The 24,451-nt window shown below is 61.6% G+C and carries 24 protein-coding genes and 2 pseudogenes; 4 read left to right on the top strand and 22 right to left on the bottom strand.

Annotation, left to right across the window (positions count from 1 at the left end; translation table 11 throughout):
* Nucleotides 1–10 precede the first annotated feature (10 nt).
* Nucleotides 11–943 carry a dihydrodipicolinate synthase family protein gene (locus ACS4RR_RS03980; protein ID WP_017966269.1) on the top strand — a complete coding sequence of 311 codons (933 nt, stop codon included), beginning with the start codon at nucleotides 11–13 and terminating at the stop codon, nucleotides 941–943.
* On the opposite strand, the gene ACS4RR_RS03975 is transcribed toward ACS4RR_RS03980, so the two are convergent.
* Both ACS4RR_RS03975 and ACS4RR_RS03970 read right to left on the bottom strand, forming a co-directional pair.
* Nucleotides 924–1,421: a GNAT family N-acetyltransferase gene (locus ACS4RR_RS03975; protein ID WP_260109611.1), complete on the bottom strand. Its 498-nt coding sequence runs from the start codon at nucleotides 1,419–1,421 to the stop codon at nucleotides 924–926. The two genes, ACS4RR_RS03980 and ACS4RR_RS03975, sit on opposite strands and share 20 nt — an antisense overlap.
* A 14-nt stretch (nucleotides 1,422–1,435) precedes the next feature.
* Nucleotides 1,436–2,386, bottom strand: coding sequence for a lysophospholipid acyltransferase family protein (locus ACS4RR_RS03970; protein ID WP_260109612.1), 951 nt, complete (start codon nucleotides 2,384–2,386; stop codon nucleotides 1,436–1,438).
* A 139-nt stretch (nucleotides 2,387–2,525) separates the two neighbouring features.
* On the opposite strand from ACS4RR_RS03970, the gene ACS4RR_RS03965 reads away from it, so the two are divergent.
* Nucleotides 2,526–3,461, top strand: a complete 936-nt coding sequence (locus ACS4RR_RS03965; protein WP_222384458.1) for a tyrosine recombinase XerC — start codon at nucleotides 2,526–2,528, stop codon at nucleotides 3,459–3,461.
* Nucleotides 3,462–3,628: 167 nt separating this feature from the next.
* On the top strand, nucleotides 3,629–4,705 hold the full coding sequence (locus tag ACS4RR_RS03960) for a TraB/GumN family protein (protein ID WP_222384482.1): 1,077 nt from the start codon (nucleotides 3,629–3,631) through the stop codon (nucleotides 4,703–4,705).
* Between the two features lie 12 nt (nucleotides 4,706–4,717).
* Here the strand turns inward: ACS4RR_RS03960 and ACS4RR_RS03955 are convergent, their stop codons facing one another.
* The 19 genes and pseudogenes from ACS4RR_RS03955 to sdhC form a co-directional block, all read right to left on the bottom strand.
* Nucleotides 4,718–5,218, bottom strand: a complete 501-nt coding sequence (locus ACS4RR_RS03955; RefSeq protein WP_260109613.1) for a cytochrome b — start codon at nucleotides 5,216–5,218, stop codon at nucleotides 4,718–4,720.
* A gap of 101 nt (nucleotides 5,219–5,319) precedes the next feature.
* Entirely contained in the window at nucleotides 5,320–6,726 is a 1,407-nt protein-coding gene (lpdA, locus tag ACS4RR_RS03950) for a dihydrolipoyl dehydrogenase (RefSeq protein ID WP_456189728.1), read from the bottom strand.
* 98 nt (nucleotides 6,727–6,824) lie between these two features.
* Entirely contained in the window at nucleotides 6,825–7,577 is a 753-nt protein-coding gene (locus ACS4RR_RS03945) for an SDR family oxidoreductase (protein WP_260109615.1), read from the bottom strand.
* Nucleotides 7,574–8,104 carry a hypothetical protein gene (locus tag ACS4RR_RS03940; RefSeq protein WP_456189727.1) on the bottom strand — a complete coding sequence of 177 codons (531 nt, stop codon included), beginning with the start codon at nucleotides 8,102–8,104 and terminating at the stop codon, nucleotides 7,574–7,576. Before ACS4RR_RS03940 ends, ACS4RR_RS03945 begins: the two co-directional genes overlap by 4 nt.
* Nucleotides 8,104–8,280: pseudogene (locus tag ACS4RR_RS03935) on the bottom strand (DUF4241 domain-containing protein); the annotation flags it as partial. The gene ACS4RR_RS03940 and the pseudogene ACS4RR_RS03935, both read right to left, overlap by 1 nt.
* A 197-nt stretch (nucleotides 8,281–8,477) precedes the next feature.
* Nucleotides 8,478–9,743: a 2-oxoglutarate dehydrogenase complex dihydrolipoyllysine-residue succinyltransferase gene (odhB, locus tag ACS4RR_RS03930; protein WP_260109617.1), complete on the bottom strand. Its 1,266-nt coding sequence runs from the start codon at nucleotides 9,741–9,743 to the stop codon at nucleotides 8,478–8,480.
* Between the two features lie 39 nt (nucleotides 9,744–9,782).
* Nucleotides 9,783–10,091 carry a YciI family protein gene (locus ACS4RR_RS03925; RefSeq protein ID WP_017966258.1) on the bottom strand — a complete coding sequence of 103 codons (309 nt, stop codon included), beginning with the start codon at nucleotides 10,089–10,091 and terminating at the stop codon, nucleotides 9,783–9,785.
* A 15-nt stretch (nucleotides 10,092–10,106) separates the two neighbouring features.
* The gene (locus ACS4RR_RS03920) at nucleotides 10,107–13,091 is read right to left on the bottom strand and encodes a 2-oxoglutarate dehydrogenase E1 component (protein ID WP_260109618.1); all 2,985 of its coding nucleotides are present in this window, start codon (nucleotides 13,089–13,091) and stop codon (nucleotides 10,107–10,109) included.
* 172 nt (nucleotides 13,092–13,263) lie between these two features.
* A pseudogene (gene sucD, locus ACS4RR_RS03915) lies at nucleotides 13,264–14,165 on the bottom strand (succinate--CoA ligase subunit alpha).
* Nucleotides 14,166–14,178: 13 nt separating this feature from the next.
* Entirely contained in the window at nucleotides 14,179–14,670 is a 492-nt protein-coding gene (locus ACS4RR_RS03910) for a DUF1579 family protein (RefSeq protein ID WP_260109620.1), read from the bottom strand.
* A 6-nt stretch (nucleotides 14,671–14,676) separates the two neighbouring features.
* Nucleotides 14,677–15,870 (bottom strand): ADP-forming succinate--CoA ligase subunit beta, encoded by a 1,194-nt coding sequence (sucC, locus tag ACS4RR_RS03905; protein ID WP_260109621.1) that lies wholly within the window; start codon nucleotides 15,868–15,870, stop codon nucleotides 14,677–14,679.
* A gap of 34 nt (nucleotides 15,871–15,904) precedes the next feature.
* Nucleotides 15,905–16,867 (bottom strand): malate dehydrogenase, encoded by a 963-nt coding sequence (mdh, locus tag ACS4RR_RS03900; RefSeq protein ID WP_003543522.1) that lies wholly within the window; start codon nucleotides 16,865–16,867, stop codon nucleotides 15,905–15,907.
* A gap of 177 nt (nucleotides 16,868–17,044) precedes the next feature.
* Nucleotides 17,045–18,208 (bottom strand): cell division protein ZapE, encoded by a 1,164-nt coding sequence (zapE, locus tag ACS4RR_RS03895; protein WP_260109622.1) that lies wholly within the window; start codon nucleotides 18,206–18,208, stop codon nucleotides 17,045–17,047.
* Nucleotides 18,209–18,265: 57 nt separating this feature from the next.
* Entirely contained in the window at nucleotides 18,266–18,781 is a 516-nt protein-coding gene (locus ACS4RR_RS03890; RefSeq protein WP_026154363.1) for a protease inhibitor Inh/omp19 family protein, read from the bottom strand.
* A gap of 136 nt (nucleotides 18,782–18,917) precedes the next feature.
* Nucleotides 18,918–19,736 carry a nucleotidyltransferase domain-containing protein gene (locus ACS4RR_RS03885; protein WP_162116927.1) on the bottom strand — a complete coding sequence of 273 codons (819 nt, stop codon included), beginning with the start codon at nucleotides 19,734–19,736 and terminating at the stop codon, nucleotides 18,918–18,920.
* 5 nt (nucleotides 19,737–19,741) lie between these two features.
* Complete coding sequence (locus ACS4RR_RS03880) at nucleotides 19,742–20,521, bottom strand: succinate dehydrogenase iron-sulfur subunit (RefSeq protein WP_003567268.1); 780 nt, start codon at nucleotides 20,519–20,521, stop codon at nucleotides 19,742–19,744.
* Between the two features lie 18 nt (nucleotides 20,522–20,539).
* Nucleotides 20,540–22,381: a succinate dehydrogenase flavoprotein subunit gene (gene sdhA / locus ACS4RR_RS03875; RefSeq protein WP_170260934.1), complete on the bottom strand. Its 1,842-nt coding sequence runs from the start codon at nucleotides 22,379–22,381 to the stop codon at nucleotides 20,540–20,542.
* A gap of 6 nt (nucleotides 22,382–22,387) precedes the next feature.
* Nucleotides 22,388–22,768: a succinate dehydrogenase, hydrophobic membrane anchor protein gene (gene sdhD / locus ACS4RR_RS03870; protein ID WP_260109623.1), complete on the bottom strand. Its 381-nt coding sequence runs from the start codon at nucleotides 22,766–22,768 to the stop codon at nucleotides 22,388–22,390.
* A gap of 10 nt (nucleotides 22,769–22,778) precedes the next feature.
* Nucleotides 22,779–23,174 (bottom strand): succinate dehydrogenase, cytochrome b556 subunit, encoded by a 396-nt coding sequence (sdhC, locus tag ACS4RR_RS03865; protein WP_017966247.1) that lies wholly within the window; start codon nucleotides 23,172–23,174, stop codon nucleotides 22,779–22,781.
* 315 nt (nucleotides 23,175–23,489) lie between these two features.
* Between sdhC and ACS4RR_RS03860 the strand changes: the two genes are divergently transcribed.
* Nucleotides 23,490–23,981 (top strand): hypothetical protein, encoded by a 492-nt coding sequence (locus tag ACS4RR_RS03860; RefSeq protein ID WP_222384446.1) that lies wholly within the window; start codon nucleotides 23,490–23,492, stop codon nucleotides 23,979–23,981.
* Nucleotides 23,982–24,055: 74 nt separating this feature from the next.
* Here ACS4RR_RS03860 and ACS4RR_RS03855 read toward each other — a convergent pair whose 3' ends face one another.
* Entirely contained in the window at nucleotides 24,056–24,409 is a 354-nt protein-coding gene (locus ACS4RR_RS03855) for a RidA family protein (protein WP_017966245.1), read from the bottom strand.
* Nucleotides 24,410–24,451: the final 42 nt, after the last annotated feature.

Raw genomic sequence — 24,451 nt, 5'->3', positions numbered from 1 at the left:
GAGAGCACCAATGGCCAGACTGACTGAAGATGCCAAGGGCGTCTATGTGATCGCCGTAACCCCCTTCACCGATGACGGCGCGCTCGATCTCGCCAGTATCGACAGCATGGTCGATTTTTACGAAGGCGCCGGCGTCACCGGCCTGACGGTGCTTGGCCAGCTCGGAGAAGCCCCGAAGCTGACCGCCGAGGAATCGCGGATAGTCGTCGAACGGGTGCTGAAGCGACTCGACGGCCGCCTCCCCGTCATCGTCGGCGTTTCGGCGCCAGGGCTTGCGCCGATGCGCGAACTCGCCGAAGCCGTCATGGGTGAGGGTGCGGCCGGCGTTATGGTCGCGCCGCCCTGGACCGTCAAGACCGACGATCAGGCTTTCGCCTTCTACCAGTCGGTCGGCGAGGCCCTCGGCGATACGCCCTTCGTGCTGCAGGATTATCCGCTCACCACCAATGTGACGATCGCGCCCAAGGTCATCGAGCGCATCGTCAACGAGGTGCACAATTGCGTCATGCTTAAGCATGAGGATTGGCCGGGTCTGTCGAAGATCTCGGCACTTCGCGCCGCCAGCGACAGGGGCGCCATGCGACGCATCTCGATCCTCTGCGGCAATGGCGGGCTTTTCCTGCCCGAAGAGATGGGCCGGGGCGCCGATGGCGCCATGACCGGCTTTTGTTATCCGGAGATGATGGTTGGCGTCGTCGAGGCCTATGCCGCCGGAAATCCCGATCGCGCCCATGCGATCTTCGATGCCTATCTGCCGCTCGCCCGCTACGAACAGCAGCAGGGCATCGGTCTCGCCTCGCGCAAATATGTGCTTGCCAAGCGCGGCGTGATCAAGTCCGCCACCCTGCGCAAGCCAGGCGCCAAGCTCTCGGCGCTCGATATTGCCGATGTCGAGCGCTTGCTGGCGCGCCAGGCCATCCGCCTCAAGGAAATCGGGGCGTGAAGCACCGGCTCAAATTCGAAGCCGCTGGATCATCGCTATGGCGCTGCAGCGCGAGCAGATGGCTATGTCCATCTCGTCCGTGGGGCTGAAACCCGAGCGCCTCCCAGAACCTCGCCGCAGCATCGTTTCCCGCATGAACGGTGACGATGCTGCAGCAGGAACGCGCATGGTCGAGCAGAGCTAGGGCAAGCATCCGGCCGATGCCGCGCCTGCGCATTGCAGGACGAATGTAGAAACGCCGCATCCGCAGCGCCTCTGACATGGCGGATTCGACGGTCATGCCGCCGATGCCGACGAGCACCTCATCGATATAAGCGCCAAGCAGCCTTTCGCCGTGATGTTCGAACTTGATATCGCCGATCGACCATTCGTAGATAAGGCGGGCGACATGGCGATAGCCTTCCCGCCGGGCCTCGCTTTCGAGATCTGCGATCTCCTGCGGTAGCCGATCGCGGAGCCTGCGGATATCGATCGTCATGGCAATGCCGGTGGTTAGATTGCAGGAACCGGAATCTCGTGGCGCGGCGCCGCAGCCGGCAGGCCGACCGGCACGAAACTCGCGTCACCATCTCTAGCCATGTCGTGCACCGTATGTTTCTCCAGCGCCTTCGTCACCTCGTTGAGGTCGCCGTCCAGATGTTCGGCCGGAATGAGATTGCCGATGACGAAATCGAAGCGGTCGCCGCATTTGTTCAGCAGTTCGTGAAAGACCGTCATGTCGCGAAGCTCCGTCGACCACTTCGCCAGCCAGTAGAACAGCCCCGAATTGCGCGCCATCATATGGACGGGAAGGATCGGCAGATTGTATTTGCGCGCCAGCCCGACGGCCGAGGTCTTCCACGGACGTTCATTCAGCCGGCCATTCGCCCAATAGGCGATGCGTCCTGAGGGAAAGAGCACTGTCGCCTTGCCTTCCTTCACCGCATGGTTGGTCAGCTGCAGCGTTTCGCGCGCTTTCAGCTTGCTCTTATGCTCCTCCCGCCATTCGACGGGAATGATCATCTCGGCAAACCGCGGATTGACGCGGATGGCATCGCGATTGGCAAAGAACATCATGTCCGGCCGGCGCGCTTTCAACAGATCGAACACGGCAACGCCGTCGGCGATGCCGGTCGGATGGTTGCTGACGAGGATGAAGCCGCCGGTATCGGGAATGCGTTCGCCGTTGGTGATGCCGATGTCGAGTTTCAGCATGTCGCTCATATATTCGAACGACTGGAAGCCCGGCATTTTGGCGACCGCATTGGCGAATTCGAGCGCCTTGTTGTAGCGCAGCAGCGTGTAGAGGAACGGCCGCATGACCGGCCAGAGCGGATTTTTCACGATCCTCTGGCCGCGTTCGGCAATCAGCGTATCGACGATATGACCGGGCTTTCCCTGTGAAACGAGAGCGATCGCTTCCGCGAGCTGTCCGAAAGCCGTCATGGAATCGCGCCGTGCCATGAAAGATCCTGTTTATGGGGTATAAGCTATCGCAGTACAATATGATCGAAGGATGACAAAGGCTTGGCCGGCATTAGCAATTCCATAACTGTTCCTGCTCCAAATTGGCGGACTTGAAGGCAAAATCAAGGCCCGCAACGTGAACGAACTGCTTGTTATCGCCGATCAGCGCCTGATGGCGGAACGGGCCGCGTGGCTCGAAAACCTCGCCAGGGAGCGCCGTCTTTCCGAGCATACTCTCGACGCCTACGAGCGCGATACCCGCCAGTTTCTGACCTTTCTGACCGGCCATCTCGCCGGCCCGGCGACGCTCGGCGATATCAGGGAGTTACGCCCCGCCGATTTCCGCGCCTTCCTGGCGGCCCGGCGCAAGCAGGGCTCCGGCGCCCGATCGCTTGGCCGCAATCTCGCCGGTCTTCGCTCACTGCTGCGCCATCTCGAAAAGAGAGGCCTGGTCAACGCCGCCGGTGCTGCCGCGGTGCGCTCGCCGAAACAACCGAAATCGCTGCCCAAGCCGCTGTCGGACACCCAGGCGATCACCGTCGTCAGCGACGACGCCCAGCTCCATGACGAACCCTGGATTGCGGCCCGCGATGCGGCGGTCATGACGCTGCTCTACGGCTGCGGCCTGCGCATCTCCGAGGCGCTGGATCTTACGCCCGCCGACCTGCAGAAGGGCGCGACGACCCTGCGCATCACCGGCAAGGGCAACAAGACGCGGCTGGTGCCGCTGCTCTCCGTGGTTTTCGACGCCGTCGAGAAATACCGCACGCTCTGCCCATATCATCTCGAAAGCGGCGAGCCGCTGTTTCGCGGCGCTCGCGGCGGCAAGCTGCAAGCGGCAATCATCCAGCGGACCATGCAGAAGATGCGCAGCGCCTTCGGCCTGCCGGAAACGGCGACACCGCATGCCCTGCGCCACTCCTTCGCCACCCATCTGCTGGCCGGCGGCGGTGATCTGCGCACCATCCAGGAATTGCTCGGCCATGCCAGCCTTTCCACAACACAGGTCTATACCGGCGTCGATGCATCGCGGCTGCTCGAGGTGTATGATCGGGCGCATCCGCGCGCCTAACGCATCGGAGAAACAGGACGCGTAGATTGAAAGTGTTAAAGCGCATGGCATCGATCCAACTGAATGTGAGGCGCTTTAAGCTTTCGTTAAGGCCTTCTCTTAAAGGAATATGCGCAAGCCGGGCGTAGAGCATGAAACGCACAAGGCATGTGATCGGAACACCCATCATGACGACATCAATCGGCCGCCGGACGTCTTACCTCGCAGTGCCGGCCAATCTGTTGCTCTGGCTGATTGCGGCCTTTCACATGCTGCTTCTTGCCGCCCTGTTTGCCGCCTTCCTGACGGCAAGGCCGGCGGCGGCCGAAGATGTCGCCTGCACCGGCCGCAACCTGATGGTCGAACTGCAGCAGAGCGACCCTGCCCGCTATGCCGAGGCGCTGAAGGAAGCCGAAGCCACGCCGAACGGCAAGGGCATCTTCTGGAAGATCGAGAAGCCGGGACTTGCACCCTCGTGGCTGCTCGGCAGCATGCATGTCACCGATCCGCGCGTGCTTGCCCTGCCGCCGCGCGCCCAGGCAGCCCATGACGCCGCCGACACCATCATCATCGAATCCGACGAGATCCTCGATGAGCGGAAGGCGACCGCCGCCCTGCTCGCAAAGCCAGAGCTGACGATGTTCATCGACGGCACGACGATCGATAAGCTGCTCTCTCCCGAGGACTACAAGCGCCTCGAGACCGGCCTCAAACAGCGCGGCATCCCGATCAGCGCCGTTTCCCGGATGCGGCCCTGGATGATTTCCAGCGCCGTCGCGCTTCCGGCCTGCGAAATCGCCCGTAAGGCGAAAGGCGGGCAGTTCCTCGACCAGAAGATCGCAACCGACGCCGTTGCTCAGGGCAAGCAGGTCAAGGGGCTGGAGACGCTTGCCGAACAGATCCAGGCCATGGCCGATCTGCCGGTCGAATTCCATCTGAAATCGCTGATCGAGACGCTGGAACTCGGCGACAAGATGAGCGATGTCGTCGAGACGATGACCGACCTCTACCTCTCCGGCGATATCGGCATGACCATGCCGATGCTGAAAACCGTGACACCGGAGGAGGAAGGCGAAAACAGCGATTATGCCGCCTTCGAACAGCGCGTCATCCTCGACCGCAACAAGGTGATGGCCGAGCGCGCCGCGCCCATTCTCGACGGCGGCAACGTCTTCATGGCCGTCGGCGCCCTGCACCTGCCGGGCAAGGAAGGCGTTATCGAGCTGCTGCGCCAGCAGGGCTTCACCGTGACCGCGGTAAACTGAGCCCGTCGGCGCTCAGCCGAGCGTCATGCGGCGCAGAACATTGCTTTTCCAATAGAACTGATGGACGAGGGCGCCGGCGACATGCGCCGCGATCAGCGCCCAGAGAATGATTTTCAGCACATCCGCGTGGAACGAACCGGCGGCATCGATACCGAAATAGTAGGCGGCGATGCCGGAAAGCGGCATCGCGAAGATCAGGATGTAAAGGCCGGCATGGGCAAGCCTTGCTGCAAGACGGAAGATCGCCGGCTCCTGCGCGATCTCATCCGGAACGCCCTTGGTAAAACGCAGCCCGAGCCTGAGCGCAGCAAGCACCAGAATGGCGATGCCGACATAGGCATGGATATTTGCCGATGAAATCTGCTCGGGCGTCGGCACCTGGCCCCTGCGCATGAGGCGATGCCAGATATTCATGCCATCGGGAAACAGCAGGTTGAAGAAGATCAGCAGCGCTATGGCCCAGTGAAGAAAACGCTGGCTCAGGCTGTAACTCATGATGGCCGGCTGCTGCATTTCTGGACCTTCAAGGATGCTGAACTCAACGATACGCAACAACTAAAACAGCCGCCTGCCTTCCGGCAAGCGGCCATATGCTTTGTTACGAATATGTAAGATTACATATGGATCGGCTTGAAGAAGGTTGCGAGCGCAGCCTCTTTTACCGCTTCCGACATTGTCGGATGCGCGTGGCAGGTACGGCCCAGATCTTCCGACGAACCGCCGAACTCCATCAGCACGGCGATCTCGTGGATCATCTCGCCGGCGCCGAAGCCGACGACATGGCCGCCGAGCACCCGGTCGGTTTCCTTGTCAGCAAGGATCTTGACGAAGCCGTCCGTTGCCAGCATCGCGCGCGCCCGGCCGTTCGCCGTGAAAGGGAACTTGCCGACCTTGTAGGCGACGCCTGCCGCCTTCAGCTCTTCCTCGGTCTTGCCGACGGAAGCGATTTCCGGCTGGGTGTAGACGACGCTCGGAATGACCTCGTAGTTCACATGGCCGTGCTGTCCGGCGAGGATTTCGGCAAGCGCCACGCCCTCGTCTTCCGCCTTGTGCGCCAGCATCGGACCCTTGACCACATCGCCGATCGCATAGATGCCTGCGACATTGGTCTTGAAGTGACCGTCGATCTCGACACGGCCGCGGTTGTCGAGCGTCACACCGGCTTCTTCGAGGCCAAGACCGGCCGTATAGGGGTTGCGGCCGGTGGCGATCAGCACGACCTCGGCGTCGAGCGTCACCTTGTCGCCGCCCTTGACGGGCTCGAAAGTGACCTTGGCGCCCTTGTCGCCCTTTTCGACGCCGGTAACCTTGGCGCTGAGATTGAATTCGATGCCCTGCTTGGCCAGCATGCGCTGGAATTGCTTGGAGACTTCGCCGTCCATGCCGCCAAGGATGGTGTCGAGATATTCGACGACGGTGACTTTGGCGCCGAGGCGCGACCAGACGGAACCGAGCTCGAGGCCGATGACGCCGCCGCCGACGACGATCAGCGTTTCCGGCACCTTCTCCAGTGCGATGCCGCCGGTGGACGAGATGATGGTCTTTTCGTCGATCTCGACCTGCACGCCGGGAATGCCGGCGACGTCGGAGCCGGTGGCGATGACGATGTTCTTGCTTTCGATCTCCTGCACCTTGCCGTCGTCGGCGGTGACGGAGACCTTGCCGGCCGAGACGATCTTGCCGGCACCTTGGAAGGCATCGATCTTGTTCTTCTTGAAGAGGAAGGCGACGCCGTCGACATTCGACTTCACCGTCGCATCCTTGTGGGCCATCATATTGCCGAGATTGAGCGTCGGCGCCGGGACGTCGATACCGAGTGCGCTCATCCCGTGGCCGGCCTGATGGAACATTTCGGAGGCATGCAGCAGCGCCTTCGACGGAATGCAGCCGACGTTCAGGCAGGTGCCACCATAGGTCGCCCGCTTTTCAACGACGGCGACCTTGAGGCCAAGCTGGGCCGCCTTGACGGCACAGACATAGCCACCCGGGCCGGTTCCGATAATGATCACATCGTAGGACATTGCTTCTTTCCCTTTGGATTTTTCGTTTAATCGGCCGCGTGCGACATCAGGCCGAGGAACTCGAGAATATATTGCAGGCTGTTTTTCGCCCAGTCGTTCTAGCGGCCGCCGCTCACATTGAGGATCGCGCCGGTGATATAGGAGGCCGAAGGCGACAGAAGATAGAGGATCGCATCGGCCACCTCCTCGGGCGTGCCCGCGCGCTGCATCGGGATCGACGGCGCCAGCTCTCGCGGCCGATCCGGCAGGCCGCCGGAGGCATGAAGGTCGGTTTCGATGACGCCGGGCCTTATCGCATTCACCCGGATACCCTCGGCTGCGACCTCGCGGGCCAGCCCGACGGTGAACGTATCGATCGCCGCCTTCGAGGCGGCATAATCGACATACTGCGTCGCCGAACCGAGGACCGCCGCCATCGAAGAGATGTTGACGATCGCCCCGCCCTTCCCGCCATGCCGGCTCGACATGCGACGTATGGCCTCTGCGGCGCAGAGGATCGACCCGGTCACATTGACGCGCAGCATGCGCTCGATCCGCTCTACCGACATCTCGTCGACGCGTTTGGGATAATCGACGATGCCTGCATTGTTGACGAGCCCGTCGAGCCGGCCGAAATGCTGGTCGACCGCCGTAAACATCGAGACAATATCCGCAGCCTTGCCGACATCGCCCTGGATCGCCACGGCCTCGCCGCCATCCTCGACAATCGCAGCCACGACGGCATCCGCGGCTTGAGGGTTGGCGGCGTAGTTCACCGCGACACGCCAGCCCTGGCGCGCGGCGAGCCGTGAAGCCGCGGCGCCGATACCCCGGCTTCCGCCGGTAATGAGAACCACAGGTGCATCGCTCATGTCGCACACTCCTTAAATGTCAGCACGTCCCAGGGTGCCACCACGGCCTTGCCCTCGCCCCAAGCGCTGGATTCGCGGATGGCGGGACCAAGGCCGGGAAGCACGAGCTTCTCGGCTGCCTCAGCACCATCCGGTTGCAGATTGTCCATCTCGCCATCGGCATCCATGCCATAGACGGCGCCCTGCCACACCGTGCAGGCATCGAGATCGGCGCCGGTCGCATCCCCCTCGGGGCAGTTGAACATCAGGATGCCGATGGCGCGCACCGGGTCTTCCGAGGGCATGACATAACCGTCCATCACGACGGATGTTTTGAGCGCGCTGACCTTGAACTGGTTGCTGGCGGCGGCCGATGGAGAATTCAGCGGCGCAAAGCGCAATTCATAGGCACCGTCACGATCGGCATAGACCGCCCGTTCCTGCTTGCATGCCGCACCGAACGTGGACGCCGGAACGCCGAAAAATGCAACGGCTGCGATTGCAGCCACGCCTCTCCGTCTCGTCGAGATCACGATCCTTCCGCTCATTACAGCTTCGGCTCCTTCCGCCCGTCGGCATTCCCGACGCTGAAATCCGTCAGCAACACCAGCGTGTGGCCATCCTTGTCTAGTCCCCAGAAGACCGGATAAAAACCGTCGCCCCAGCCGCTCCAGAACGCCGCGACATTGCCTTTCTTGCCCGCGACCGGCCGATGCAGCGGATAAAGCAGCCGATGCGGAGACTGGGACATGCGCGGCGGCAGCGCAAAGAAGAAGGCGCGCCGCTCGCATGATCCGGTTCCGCATCGAAAGCGCTCCCCTTGAGCAATTCCAGCAAAAGTGTGCAGCGGTTTTGCGTTCGGAATTGCGTGAAAACAAATAGTTAGAGTATTTCCGTGATTCGAAGAAAAACGGAAATACTCTAGAGATCGAGAACCAGACGTTCCGGATCTTCCAGGCTTTCCTTGACGCGCACGAGGAAGGTGACCGCTTCCTTGCCGTCGACGATGCGGTGATCGTAGGACAGCGCCAGATACATCATCGGGCGAATGACCACCTGGCCGCCGATCGCAACCGGCCGCTCCTGGATCTTGTGCATGCCGAGAATGCCGGACTGCGGCGCGTTGAGGATCGGCGAAGACATCAGCGAACCGTAGACGCCGCCATTGGTGATGGTGAAGGTGCCGCCCTGCATGTCGGCCATGGACAGCGAGCCATCACGGGCCGCCTTGGCAAGACGGCCGAGCTCCTTCTCGATTTCGGCGATCGACATCTGGTCGGCGTCACGGATGACAGGAACGACGAGACCTTTGTCCGTGCCGACGGCCATGCCGACATGGCAGTAGTTCTTGTAGATGACGTCGGTGCCGTCGATTTCGGCGTTGACAGCCGGCAATTCCTTCAATGCATGCGTCACCGCCTTGGTGAAGAAGCCCATGAAGCCGAGCTTGACGCCATGCTTCTTCTCGAAAATGTCCTTGTACTTGTTACGCAGATCCATGACTGCCTTCATGTCCACCTCGTTGTAGGTGGTCAGCATGGCGGCGGTGTTCTGCGCGTCCTTGAGGCGCTTGGCGATCGTCTGCCGCAGGCGCGTCATCTTCACGCGCTCTTCGCGCGAGGCATCCTCGACCGTCGATGGGCCGCGCGCGGCGGCAGGCGTTGCCGCGGGTGCGGCCGCCGGAGCGGAAATGCCCTTGGCGACGGCGGCGATGACGTCGCCCTTCAGCACCTGGCCGCGCTTGCCGCTACCGTCGATCTGATCAGCGGAAAGATTGTTTTCGGCAAGCATCTTCGAAGCCGCCGGGGCCGGCGGCATGGTGGAGACGGAGGCGCTCGACGACGACGCAGCAGCGGCGGCAACTGGCGCTGGCTGGGCAGCCGCCGCCGGGGCTGGCCGGGCAGGCGCGGCGGCCGGTGCAGCAGCAGCCGGCGCGGCCGCGGCGGCAGCACCTTCGGCGATCTGGCCGAGCAGCGCGCCGAGGCCGACGGTCTCGCCGGCAGCAACGACGATTTCCGAAAGCGTGCCGGAGGCCGGTGCCGGAACTTCGATGGTCACCTTGTCGGTTTCAAGCTCGAGAATCGGCTCGTCGGCCTTGATGGCGTCGCCGACCTTCTTGAACCAGGTGCCGACGGTTGCCTCGCTGACGGATTCACCGAGAGTTGGAACGCGGATTTCTGTGGCCATTGTTCAGATCCTGATTTCGTGTGTTTTCGTTTATGCGTTTCAGACGGCGGGCGGCCGCGAGATGATCGAGGGCATCGGCAGGATATCGAAGCGGAAACCGAAACCGGAAGCGATGATAGGATCGCCGTCGGCAAGAAGCTGTGCCGCTGCTTGATCCTCGACTTCGACGATCGCCATGCCCCAGGCGCCTTCACCCTCGAAGACCGGGCCGACGACGATTGCCGATCCCGCAAGGGCGTTCCGATGCCAGTATTCGGCATGGCGTTTCATCGCCGCCATTTCCTCCCCGGTCCCGTCATGCGGGAAAGTGGGGCGCGGCGGCTGTAATCTCAGAAAGAAATAAGCCATTGCGCCCCCCTTGTTTTAACCGCCCAATGCATCCTCGAGGAATGCGGCGAGCTGCGACAGATGCTTGGACATCAGGCCCGTCGCCGGCGAGGCGGCGGCCGGACGGCCGGTATAGCGGACGCGCTGGTACTTCGCGTCGATATGGGCGAGCACCCATTCGAGGAAGGGGTCGATGAACGACCATGCGCCCATGTTCTTCGGCTCTTCCTGGCACCAGACCATCTCGGCATTGCGGAAGCGCGACAGCTCGTTGATCAGCGCCTTTGCTGGGAACGGATAGAGCTGCTCGACGCGTAAGAGATAGACGTCGTCGATGCCGCGCTTTTCACGCTCTTCGAGAAGATCGTAATAGACCTTGCCGGAGCACATGACGACGCGGCGGATCTTGTTGTCCTTCTGCAGCTTGATCGGGCCGTCCTTGATCACTTCGGCATCGTCCCAGAGCAGGCGATGGAAGGCAGATTCGCCGGCCATTTCGGCAAGCGTCGAGACCGCCCGCTTGTGGCGCAGCAGCGACTTCGGCGTCATCAGGATCAGCGGCTTGCGGAAGTCGCGCTTCAGCTGCCGGCGCAGGATGTGGAAGTAGTTCGCCGGCGTCGTGACGTTGGCGACCTGCATGTTGTCTTCGGCGCAAAGCTGCAGGAAACGCTCGAGGCGGGCCGAGGAGTGTTCAGGACCCTGACCTTCATAGCCGTGCGGCAGCAGGCAGACGAGGCCCGACATGCGCAGCCACTTGCGTTCGCCCGACGAGATGAACTGGTCGAAGACTACCTGCGCACCGTTGGCGAAATCGCCGAACTGGGCTTCCCAGAGGGTCAGCGCATTCGGACGCGCGAGCGAGTAGCCGTATTCGAAACCGAGCACGGCCTCTTCCGAAAGCATCGAATTGATGACTTCGTAGCGCCCCTGCGTCGGCGAAAGATTGGCGAGCGGGATGTAGCGCTCTTCGGTTTCCTGATCGTAGAGAACGGAGTGGCGCTGCGAGAAGGTGCCGCGCTCACAATCCTGACCGGAGAGGCGGATCTTGCTGCCTTCGACGCAGAGCGCACCGAAGGACAGCGCTTCAGCCATCGCCCAGTCGATACCCTCGCCGGTGGCGATCATATTGGCGCGGTTTTCCATGAAGCGCTGGATCGTCCGGTGCGCATTGAAGCCCGCCGGGATCTCCGAGAGCTTGCGGCCGACCTCCTTCAGCGTCTTCATCGGCACGGCGGTCTTGCCGCGGCGCTGCTCGTCGGCATTGTCGGCCGTGCGCAGGCCCGACCACTCACCATCAAGCCAGTCGGCCTTGTTCGGCTTGTACTGCTGGCCGGCCTCGAATTCCTGTTCGAGATGGAGGCGCCAATCGGCCTTCATCTTCTCGACTTCGCCGTCCGTGAGCAGACCCTCGGCGACGAGGCGGGCCGCATAGAGCTGCAGCACGGTCTTATGGGCGCGGATCACCTTGTACATCTTCGGCTGCGTGAAGGACGGTTCGTCGCCTTCATTGTGGCCGTAGCGGCGGTAGCAGAAAAGGTCGAGCACAACGGGCTTGTGGAACTTCATGCGGAATTCGGTGGCGATCTTGGCCCCATAGACCACCGCTTCCGGATCGTCGCCGTTGACGTGCAGGATCGGCGCCTCGATCATCTTGGCGACGTCGGACGGATAAGGCGACGAGCGCGAGAAGGCCGGGTTGGTAGTGAAGCCGATCTGGTTATTGATGATCACATGCATGGTGCCGGCGACGCGGTGACCGCGCAGACCGGAAAGGCCGAGGATTTCGGCAATGACACCCTGGCCGGCAAAGGCCGCGTCGCCATGGATCAGCAGCGGCAGCACCTTGGCGCGTTCGGAAAGCGGGATGATGTCGCCGTCCCAGACGGTGGCGTTCATATCCTGCTTGGCGCGGGCCTTGCCCATGACGACGGGATCGACGATTTCGAGATGCGACGGGTTCGCCGTCAGCGAAACGTGGATCTTGTTGCCGTCGAATTCGCGGTCGGAGGAGGCGCCGAGATGGTACTTGACGTCGCCCGAGCCCTCGACTTCGTCGGGAGCGGCCGAGCCGCCCTTGAACTCGTGGAAGATCGCCCGGTGCGGCTTGCCCATGACCTGGGAGAGCACGTTCAGGCGGCCGCGATGGGCCATGCCGAACACGGCTTCCTTGAGGCCGAGATGACCGCCGCGCTTGAGGATCTGCTCCAGCGCCGGGATCAGCGATTCGCCGCCGTCGAGGCCGAAACGCTTCGTGCCCTTGAACTTGACGTCGAGGAACTGTTCGTAGCCTTCGGCTTCGACGAGCTTGGCAAGGATCGCCTTCTTGCCTTCCGGCGTGAAGGCCACACCCTTGTCCGGTCCTTCGATGCGCTCCTGGATCCAGGCCTTTTCTTCCGGGTTGGAGATATGCATGAATTCGACGCCAAGCGTCGAGCAATAGGTGCGCTCGAGGATTTCGATCATCTCGCGGATGGTCGCGTATTCCAAGCCGAGCACGTTGTCGATGAAGATCTTGCGATCGTAATCGGCGGCCGTGAAACCGTAATTCTCCGGCGAAAGTTCGTGATAGTCGTCAACGGGAGCGGCGATGCCGAGCGGGTCGAGCTTGGCATGCAGGTGGCCACGCATGCGGTAAGCGCGGATCATCATGATCGCGCGCACGGAATCGCGCGTCGCCTGCAGCACCTCGGTGCTATCGGCAGGCTTGCCCTGAGCTTCGGCCTTGGCCTTGACCTTGGTCTCGATCACCTTCTCGACGATGCCCCAGTCGCCATCGAGAGCCGATACCAGATCGCCGCCGGCCGGAATCGGCCAGTTCTTCTTGCGCCAGGAAGCGCCCTTAGCCGCCCTCTTCACATCGCTGGGATCCTCCTCCAGCGCCTTGAAGAAGGACCGCCACTGATCGTCGACCGATGCCGGGTCCTCTTCATATCGCGCATAAAGCTGCTCGATATAGGCAGCGTTGGCGCCATCCAGAAACGAGGTGATCTGAAACTGCTCGTTGGCTTCTTGCCGTGCCATGGTGATATGCGGACGCTTCCGTCCGCCTCCTGACTTTGATGAATTTGCCGGCTTGATGGCCGGCTGCCGCATTCCGATTGCCGCCTGTCCGCGGCGCATCTGCTGGTTTCGTATTGTCGAGGCCGGGCGGAAGGCGCAGATGCCGTTCCTCCGCCCGGTCTATATAGGTGGCTTAGCCCTTGAGGACTTCAACCAGCGTCTTGCCTAGGCGGGCCGGGGATGGCGACACCTTGATGCCTGCCGATTCCATCGCTGCGATCTTCGATTCCGCATCGCCCTTGCCGCCGGAAACCACAGCGCCGGCATGGCCCATGGTGCGGCCCTTCGGGGCCGTACGCCCGGCAATGAAGCCAGCCATCGGCTTCTTGCGGCCCTTCTTGGCTTCGTCCTTGAGGAACTGCGCTGCGTCTTCTTCAGCCGCACCGCCGATTTCGCCGATCATGATGATCGAGTGGGTGGCTTCGTCGGCCAGGAACATTTCCAGGACGTCGATGAACTCGGTGCCCTTGACCGGGTCGCCGCCGATGCCGACGGCCGTCGTCTGGCCGAGACCTTCATTGGAGGTCTGGAACACGGCTTCATAGGTCAGCGTGCCCGAGCGGGAAACGATACCGACCGAACCCTTGCGGAAGATCGAGCCCGGCATGATGCCGATCTTGCATTCTTCCGGCGTCAGGATGCCCGGGCAGTTGGGGCCGAGCAGGCGCGACTTGGAGCGGTCGAGGCGAGCCTTGACCCGCACCATGTCCATGACCGGAATACCTTCGGTGATGCAGGTGATGAACGGGATCTCGGCGTCGATCGCCTCGATAATCGCGTCGGCGGCTCCTGCCGGCGGAACATAGATGACGGTCGCGTTGGCGCCGGTCTTTTCCTTGCCTTCGGCAACGGTTGCGAAGATCGGCAGGTTTTCGCCCTTGCGCCGGTCCAGGTTTCGCCGCCCTTCTTCGGGTGGATACCGCCGACCATCTGGGTGCCGTAATAAGCGAGCGCCTGTTCGGTGTGGAACGTGCCGGTCTTGCCGGTTAGGCCCTGAACGAGAACCTTGGTGTCTTTGTTGACGAGAATGGACATGCGAGGCCTTTGTTTAGGAGAGGTTGGAAGACGTGGAGGACGCGCGACGATAGACGCCGCTGACGACCTCCTGCCAAGTATCGCTGCCTGCAGGCGAAAAGCTGACGCCCATCCGGTAGCAGTCTTCATTTTCAAATGTGAATACGGTGCGCTGGCTGCCGCGCGGCGAAGTCTTCATCAGCACAAGCTCATTGCCGTTCCACTCGCCGGACGCCGGCACGGGCGGCGCAAAACCTGCGGTGTCGAACTGATAGAGTTTATAGGTCTGGTCCGAAGCATCGAAGCCGAAAACATTTCGCGCCTCGAACGAAACAGTACCATCGCGCGTCTGGCGATAGCGCTGCTCGAGAAAGAACCCTCCGAACAACGCCTCACCGGAAAAGTCAGCACTGGCCTTGCCTTCACTCGTCCACGCCGACGCCGCGACACGCTCGTCCCCTTCCCATACGCCGGCGAAGGCGTTGAGGCGGAAATGAGCAGCGGAGGGCGTGGACTGGAAGGTCATGATCTCTCAGCCGTTGATCGCCGCGACGATCTTCTTGGCTGCATCGTCCAAGTCGTCAGCCGCCGTGATCGCCAGACCCGACTCGTTCAGGATCTTCTTGCCGAGTTCGACATTGGTGCCTTCAAGGCGCACGACGAGCGGAACCTTGAGGCCGACTTCCTTGACCGCGGCAATCACGCCCTCGGCAATGACATCGCACTTCATGATGCCGCCGAAGATGTTGACGAGAATGCCTTCGACCTTGGGGTCTGCGGTAATGATCTTGAAAGCCGCAGCAACCTTCTCCTTGCCGGCACCGCCGCCGACGTCGCAGAAGTTAGCCGGCTCCTTGCCGTAGAGCTTGATGATGTCCATCGTCGCCATGGCAAGGCCTGCGCCGTTGACCATGCAGCCGATATTGCCGTCGAGCGCGACATAGGCGAGGTCCCACTTCGAGGCCTCGATTTCCTTGGCGTCTTCTTCGGTCTCGTCGCGCAGCGCCTTGACGTCGTCGTGACGGAAGAGCGCATTGCCGTCGAAAGACATCTTGGCATCGAGGACGCGCAGATGGCCATCCTTCATGACGATCAGGGGGTTGATCTCCAGGAGAGCCATGTCCTTCTCGCCGAAGGCCTTGTAGAGCGCCGGGAAAAGCGCCTTGGCGTCTTCGGCGGCAGCGCCGTCGAGCTGGAGAGCCTTGGAGATTGCAACAACGTCGGCCGCCGTCACGCCGGCTTCCGGATCGATGGCGATCGTCTGGATCTTTTCGGGCGTATCGTGGGCGACAGCTTCGATATCCATGCCGCCTTCGGTGGAGACCACGAAAGCCACGCGACCGACCGAGCGGTCGACCAGCAGCGAGCAATAAAGCTCGCGAGCGATGTCGGCGCCGTCTTCGATGTAAAGGCGGTTGACCTGCTTGCCGGCTTCGCCGGTCTGGGCAGTCACCAGCGTGTTGCCTAGCATTTCCTTGGCATGGGCGACGACTTCGTCGATCGACTTGGCGAGACGCACGCCGCCCTTGGCTTCCGGCGACAGCTCCTTGAACTTGCCCTTGCCGCGGCCGCCGGCATGGATCTGGCTCTTGACCACGTAAAGCGGACCGGGAAGCGACTTGGCGGCAGCTTCGGCTTCTTCAACGTTGAGAATAGCCACACCCTCGGCAACCGGGGCGCCATAGCCCTTCAGCAGAGCCTTGGCCTGATATTCATGAATGTTCATGGGTGTATCCCTATTTCGATTACTTCAGCGCCAATCACTTCAGGGCAGGCGCGATGTTGATGCAGGCTTCGCAGAGACCGGCGACGGCGCCGACGGACTTGTCGAAGGCTTCCTTCTCGGTCTTGTTGAGATCGATCTCGATGATGCGCTCGACGCCGCCGGCGCCGATGACGGTGGGAACGCCGACATACATGTCCTTGACGCCGTACTGACCGGAGAGGTGGGCAGCGCAGGGCAGAACGCGCTTCTTGTCCTTGAGGTAGGATTCGGCCATCTCGATCGCCGAGGCGGCCGGCGCGTAATAGGCCGAGCCGGTCTTCAGCAGGCCGACGATTTCAGCGCCGCCGTCACGGGTGCGCTGGATGATCTCTTCGAGCCGCTCCTTGGTGACCCAGCCCATGGTGACGAGGTCGGTGAGCGGAATGCCGCCGACCGTCGAGTAGCGGGCGAGCGGCACCATCGTGTCGCCGTGGCCGCCGAGCACGAAAGCCGTGACGTCCTGGACGGATACGTTGAATTCCTTGGCGAGGAAGAGGCGGAAGCGCGAGGAGTCGAGAACGCCGGCCATGCCGACGACCTTGTTGGCGGGAAGGCCGGAAAACTTCTGCAGCGCCCAGACCATGGCGTCGAGCGGGTTGGTGATGCAGATCACGAAAGCGTTCGGGGCATATTTCTTGATGCCGGCGCCGACCTGCTCCATGACCTTGAGGTTGATGCCGAGAAGATCGTCGCGGCTCATGCCGGGCTTGCGGGCGACGCCTGCCGTGACGATGCAGACGTCAGCGCCCTCGATCGCGGAATAGTCGCTGGCACCCGTCAGATTGACGTCGAAGCCTTCGACCGGCGACGACTGGGAGATATCGAGACCCTTGCCCTGCGGAATGCCGTCTGCGATGTCGAAGAGGACGATGTCGCCCAGTTCCTTCAGGCCGGCGAGGTGTGCCAGCGTGCCACCAATCATGCCAGAACCAATGAGTGCGATCTTGTTACGCGCCATTTTCGCTGTTTCCTTTGCGATCAAATTCGTCGAACGGACGCGCAAGGCACCGCCCAATGACGCAATCGCATAGACCCAAAGCCAAAAAATGGCAATCCATTATTTTTGATGCAGCGTTTTCAATCGTTTAGATACAAAAATGCTTACGTAAACGTAAGATATTCTGTCACCGAATTGTTACTCCGCGGCGCGTTTCTCATGGTGCAGCGCAAGATATTCCGCACTGCGCATCTCGAACAGGCGTGAAGCCGTGCGGTCGAATTCGAAGCCCTCGACACCCCGCCGTTGCAGCAGCAGTTCCTCCGGCATGGCCGCTGCGGAAATGTAAAGCCGCACGGCATGATCGTAGAACGTATCGACCAGAATGATGAACCGCTTGATCTGGTTCCGCTTTTCCGGCCCGAGCAAGGGAATGTGATCGACGAAGACCGTATCGAAACGCTCGGCGATCGCCAGGAAGTCGACTGCCCCGAGCGGCTTGTCGCAGAGATCGGCGAAAGAGAACCGCGCCATGCGGTCGACGGCGAGCGGCACATGGATGTGGCGCCCCTTCATTGGAATATCCAGCGGCTGCGCCTTGCGCCCATGCAGCGCCTGCGTCCAGGACGCATCCATCGCCATGTCGTTATGGTCGTTGATCGGCACCAGATAGACCGGCTGGCTGCTCAGCTTCTCCATCCGGTAGTCGGTCGGCGAATCCAGGGTGACGACATCGACATGCTGCTTGAGCAAGGCGACGAAGGGCAGGAACAGGCCGCGATTGAGACCATCCGTGTAGAGATTGTCGGGTTCGACGTTCGAGGTCGCGACCAGCACGCATCCGCGCGCGAAAAGCTCGGAGAACAGCCGCGACAGGATCATCGCATCGGCGATGTCGGTGACCGTGAACTCGTCGAAACAGAGCAGTTCTGCCTCGTCGTAAAGCGCTGCGGCGACCGGCGGCATCGGGTCGGCCTGTCTCGTCTCGCCGTTCTTGAGCTTCAGCCGGTGCGCCGCGATGCGGTTGTGCACATCCGCCATGAATTCGTGGAAATGCGCCCGGCGCTTCTTCCTGCACGGCGCCATCGCGAAGAACATGTCCATCAGCATGGTCTTGCCGCGCCCGACGCTGCCGTGGATATAAAGCCCCTTGATGCCGTCTGTGGATTTCTTCTTGGCGGCAAACAGCCAGCCGAGCGCGCTCGATTTTGCCGCCGGCAGCCGCTGCTTCAGCCCGGCGAGCACCCGGTCGAGGCTCTTTGCCACGTCCAATTGGGCAGAATCGACCTGGAGGGCGCCCGATGCGGTCAGCGCTTTAAGCTGTTCGCAGACGCTGAGCGCATAATCCGGCATTGGTTGCATGAGCGCATATCCGCCTGTCAGTCAATGGCGCTGACCCGCCGGACCACGCCAGTTAGTTTACCGACTGAGGCTGATCGACTGGCCCGTGCTCGTCTGTCCCTGGAAGCGGTTGTCGGCCGTCTTGTAGACGCTGCCAAGCTGGTTGCCCGAGCGGTCCTTGAGCAGCACCTGCTTGCCGGCGACCTCCCAGGAGCCCATCGCCGTCAGCTCGCCGACGCAACCACGCGTGCCGCCGCGCGAACCGCTGCCGAGATTGGTGAGCGTCAGGAACATGTCGCAGCTGCCGTTGACACGCCAGCTTCCAACCATCGATTCCTTGGTGATATCGAGCGCATTCGCGGCCATTGCCCCAGGCTGAGCGCCCGGCATCGGCGACGCCGACGCTGGTGCGGCCGGAAACTGCGAGCTGCCGGTCGGCGGCGGAAGCTGCCCGCCCTGTACGGAGGGCACCGGTTGCGCCGTCAACGGCGTCGGCACCGAGTTTGAGCTGGAGTTGTAATTATATGCCGTCCGATCACAACCGGCTAGCGCGAGAGCCACCACCAGACCTGTCATCGCATATCGCAACTGCATCATCATACTCCTGAATTCGGCCATCGCCGCAGAGAAACGGGCGTGAGACAAGTCCGATTATCGTAATTCGCTTTGGTTAATCAAGTCGGGCGGCATAAATTGCCCGCGACAACACCTAACCGAAAAACGATACAGTTCAACTGTCCCGCTGCAAAACTTCCTGCACATAGAATTTGTCAGCAAGGTGTTGCCCGCGTTCATCTCTGTCAGGATCCCTGTCGAACTCGCGCAATGTCTCGGAATAGCGCTCCAGTGCACCCTGCAGGAACACTTGCACCAGTGCCGGTGGCAGGCCCACACCCATTTCGCGCGTCTGCTTCTTGACATGCACGAGATCGAGTATCGCCGCCCGAAGTTCCGGCGCGATGGAGATCGTCTCAAGGCATTCCAGCATATTCATCGGCGGCAGCACGCGATATGAACGCTGCCGCATCCATTCGAGCGCGATGGCCGGACGCAGGGCATAGAGCAGCGTCTTCAGCTTGATCACGTCTTCGCCATGGCTTTGAAAATGCCGCCGCATAAGTCCGACATAATGCGCAGCGACCTTCTCCGGCACCATGACGTGATCAAGAAACGCGCCGAGACGGGAGCGAAAACCAGCTTCCTCTTCGTAGGCGATCGGCGATTTCAGCCATTCAACCACCACGGCGTTTCCCTTGAGCGCGAGCCGCAACGCCTTTCTGAGATCCCAGCCGCCTGTATCGATATCGCCAATGATCGGGAACTCGATGACATCGCGCGCCGAAACAAGAGCAAGATGATGTTCGACGGGACGGATGTAGACAAAGCGACAATCATAATCGCTGTCGGGAGATGGAAAGCCCCAGGCGCGGCTGCCACTTTCGATCGCAAAACCGATGCGGATGCCCTGTTCGCGCACCGATGCAAGCCGCGACCTGATCTCCGTGACGGCTTCGGGATCGAAGCCGTCGATTCCGCCATCGGTATGCATGCTGATCAAACCCGGCGCTCGACCATCATCTTCTTGATTTCGGCGATTGCCTTGGCCGGGTTAAGACCCTTCGGACAAGTCTGCGCACAGTTCATGATCGTATGGCAGCGATAGAGGCGGAACGGGTCTTCGAGATTGTCGAGGCGCTCGCCGGTCGCCTCGTCTCTGGAATCGATCAGCCAGCGATAGGCCTGCAGCAGAACGGCCGGACCGAGATAGCGGTCGCCGTTCCACCAGTAGCTCGGACAGGAGGTCGAGCAGCAGGCGCAGAGGATGCATTCATAAAGGCCGTCGAGCTTCTGCCGGTCCTCGTGGCTCTGCTTCCACTCCTTGGCCGGCGCCGGCGACACCGTCTTCAGCCATGGCTCGATCGAACGATGCTGGGCATAGAAGTTGGTGAGGTCCGGAACCAGATCCTTGACGACGGGCAGATGCGGCAGCGGATAGATCTTCACCGCACCCTTGATATCGTCGAGGCCCTTGGTGCAGGCGAGCGTGTTCGTGCCGTCGATATTCATCGCGCAGGAGCCGCAAATGCCCTCGCGACAGGAGCGGCGCAGCGTCAGCGTCGGGTCGATCTTGTTCTTGATGTAGAGCAGACCGTCGAGCACCATCGGCCCGCAATCGTCGACATCGATGTAGAAGGTATCGATCGACGGGTTCTGACCATCGTCCGGGCTCCAGCGGTAGACGCGGAATTCGCGGGTGTTCTTGGCGCCCGCCGGCTTCGGCCAGACCTTGCCTTCGCGCATCTGAGAATTCTTGGGGAGAGCGAGTTCAACCATGTCCGGTTCCTCTTGAGATCAGTACACGCGAGCCTTCGGCTCGATCTTATGCGGATCGATGCCTTCCGCGATCAGCTCGGTGTGGACCGGCCGGTAATCGAGTTTCACGTCGCCTGCCTCGTCCACCCAGGCGAGCGTGTGTTTGCGCCAGTTGACGTCGTCGCGGCCGGCGAATGCACCCTCGGCATAGTCCTCGCGGGCATGCGAACCGCGGCTCTCCTTGCGGGCCTCAGCGCCGTAGATCGTCGTGATGGCGTTGGCCATCAGGTTCTGCAGCTCAAGCGTCTCCACGAGGTCGGAGTTCCAGATCATCGAGCGGTCGGTGACCTTGATGTCCTTCATCTCGCCCCAGATTGCCGAGATACGCCGGCAACCGGATTCCAGCGATTCCTGCGTGCGGAAGACGGCGGCGTCTTCCTGCATGGCACGCTGCATCTTCTCGCGCAGTTCTGCCGTCGGCGTGCCGCCGCTGGCGTGGCGCAGACCGTCGAAACGGTCCATGATCTTGTCGCAGGCGGCGACATTGAGATGCGGGATCGGCGCCGCGCGGTCGATCACCTCGCCGGCGCGGATCGCCGCGGCGCGGCCGAAGACCACCAGGTCGATCAGCGAGTTGGAGCCGAGGCGGTTGGCGCCGTGCACCGAGGCGCAGCCGGCTTCACCCACAGCCATCAGGCCGGGGATGATCCGTTCAGGATTGGCGCCGTCGGCGTTCAGCACTTCGCCCCAATAATTCGTGGGAATGCCGCCCATATTGTAGTGAACGGTCGGCAGAACCGGGATCGGCTCGTGCGTGACGTCGACGCCGGCGAAGATCTTGGCGCTCTCGGAAATCCCCGGCAGGCGTTCATGAAGAACGGCCGGATCGAGATGGTCGAGATGCAGGAAGATGTGGTCCTTCGCCTTGCCGACACCGCGGCCCTCGCGGATCTCAAGCGTCATGCAGCGCGAAACGACGTCGCGCGAGGCAAGGTCCTTGGCCGAAGGCGCGTACCGCTCCATGAAGCGCTCGCCCTCGGAGTTGACGAGGTAACCGCCTTCGCCGCGCGCGCCTTCGGTGATCAGACAGCCCGAACCGTAGATGCCGGTCGGGTGGAACTGAACGAATTCCATGTCCTGCAGCGGCAGGCCGGCACGCGCCACCATGCCGCCGCCGTCGCCGGTGCAGGTATGGGCCGATGTTGCCGAGAAATAGGCGCGGCCGTAGCCGCCGGTCGCCAGCACCACCATCTTGGCGGCGAAGCGATGGATCGTGCCGTCGTCGAGGCACCAGGCGACGACGCCGGTGCAGCGGCTGCCGTCTTCCGACATGATCAGGTCTAGCGCGAAATACTCGATGAAGAATTCGGCATTGTTGCGCAGCGACTGGCCGTAGAGCGTATGCAGGATGGCGTGGCCGGTGCGGTCGGCAACGGCGCAGGTGCGCTGGACCGGCGGGCCTTCGCCGTAATTCTGCATATGGCCGCCGAACGGGCGCTGATAGATCTTGCCTTCCTCGTTGCGCGAGAACGGCACGCCGTAATGCTCGAGCTCATAGACCGCCTTCGGCGCTTCCATGGTGAGATACTGCATGGCGTCGACGTCGCCGAGCCAATCGGAACCCTTGACTGTATCGTAGAGGTGCCACTGCCAGCTATCCGGCGTCATGTTGCGCAGCGAAGCGGCGATGCCGCCCTGGGCCGCGACCGTATGCGAGCGGGTCGGGAATACCTTGGTGATGCAGGCCGTGCGGAAACCCTGCTCTGCCATGCCGAGCGTGGCACGCAGCCCGGCGCCGCCGGCGCCGACGACGATCACGTCGTAGGAGTGATCGACATACTTGTAGGCCTTGCCGTTCTGGGCGGGTGAAGTCGGTGCCATGTCAGCTTATCCTACGAATGCGATTTTCAGAATGGCGAAGAGACAGAGGCCGGCGATCACGATCGCAAAGAACGTGTTCAGCATCAGCAGAGCGATCTTGCCGAACTCGCCATGCACGTAGTCCTCGATGATGACCTGCATGCCGAGCTTCATATGGATGACGCCAGATATTACCATCAGGCCCATGACGACCGCGACAAACGGGTTCGACAGCGCGCGAACCACATCCGCATAGGGCGCGCCGGCATAGGCGATCATGAAGATGACGAAGAAGAGGATCAACGGAATATTGGAGACTGCGGTCAGCCGCTGACGCCAGAAATGGCCCGTGCCGTCCTTGGCGGAGCCGAGCCCGCGAACCTTGCCGAGGGGGGTGCGCATATCCATGAGAGGACCTTCAGAAGCGAATGAGGAAGCCGATCACCCAGACCAGCACGGTCAGACAGAGCGACCCGATGATGTTGGCGATGGCGAGCTTGGTCGAGAATTCTTTCTCGAGGCCGTAGCCGAGATCCCACATGAGATGGCGGAAGCCGCCGAGCATGTGGTGCAGCAGCGCCCAGGTGTAGCCGAGAAGTACGAGCTTGCCGAGAAGGCTGCCGAGCACCCAGTTGGCCCAGTCGTAGGAGCCCTGGCCGCTTGCCGCCGCTATCAGCCACCAGGCGACGAGCAGCGTGCCGACGTAGAGCGCGCTACCGGTGATGCGGTGAACGATGGACATGACCATGGTGGGGATAGGTTTGTAAATCTGCAGATGCGGCGATAGGGGCCGGTTATTTGTCACATTCGCCATCAGAACCTCGCGGCGGCTTCTCTGCGCTCCCGGATTTCGGAGCATGCTCAGTCAACCACACGAATGACAAAATTCTCTGTGTGCGTTGCATCAATTGCGACGTTTAATCACCGGGAACGCCGACGACAAGCACAATCGCTGTCTGCTTTTAATTTAATCGATTCGCGTTACCGGGAAGTTTGCAGGCTAAAGAAACTGGTCTTTTCCGCTCAAATTTTGTGCCGGTTGTCCGACCTGAATGGACAAGCTCCGGCTTTTGGCGCAATCTGGCGTTAACGATTTGTTAGGGATCGGAATTCCGGAGGCCGGCCACCCATGTTTCGCAGTCTGTCCGCAGTCGCCCTGCTTGCCCTGTCCGCGCTTGCTGCACTTCCCGCCGAAGCCGGTGACCGCCGCGACGATCATCGCTTTCGCGGCCACCGTCACGATTTCCACGGTGGATTACTCCTCGGCGAACGTATCGGCTGGCGCGATCGCGGCATCCGTTTCGATAACGCCTATCGATATCGGAACCGCAAAGAACGGATGCCGTTCCTGAAACAGTTTTCATCGCCGGCGACCAATCGCTTCGCCCGCAGCAATCTGATCGTCGTCGTGCCGCAGGCGCAGGGTGACGGCGGCGGCACCTATGCCGGCTCTTCTTACGTCTATCAGGTTGATGGCGGAACCTATGTCGGCGGCGACGGCTATGGCTTCTATCCCACAGCACGGCCTGAGCAACTGGCACCGAAGGCGAAAGTCATCGATATCGCGGTGCAGGACGATCCCTGCGCCTACGAGGCCAATGTCTGTGTCATCCGACCTTAGCGCATGATGCCAAAAGTGCGGGATTCCGCTCCGGCTTCGCTGACAAGAGTATGAAGATGACGAGCGCAGGTGGCTCAAATTTGCCCGGCCCTACTCTTTCGCGACGCGGCTACGTCAATACGGATGGCGCACATCGGCGGCAGATTCTTGTCCTCGAACGTCGCCCGCCGTGGCGTTCCGCTATCCGGCATCCAAGCATCCCAAGCTCTGTTCATTTCCTCGAATGAGGCAAGGTCCCTGAGCCAGATGTTGACGAGAATGATCTCTGACTTGTCGGTGCCTTCGCGCAGCAGCATGTCATCGATGCGCTCCAGTATTTCGTTGGTCTGCGCTGTGACGCTTGCTCCCCTCGTCAGGTTTGCGACCTGGCCGGGCAGATAGGCGGCATCTGCGAGGAGAGTTTCGTCAACTTTGGCTTGCCCCATCATGTATTCGCAGGCTTCCATGTATGCTTGAGATTGGGCCGTCGA

This window comes from Rhizobium zaerense, assembly GCF_051810725.1.
Taxonomy (GTDB): Bacteria; Pseudomonadota; Alphaproteobacteria; order Rhizobiales; family Rhizobiaceae; genus Rhizobium; species Rhizobium leguminosarum_I.
This window is presented reverse-complemented; position numbering and strand designations above follow the sequence as displayed.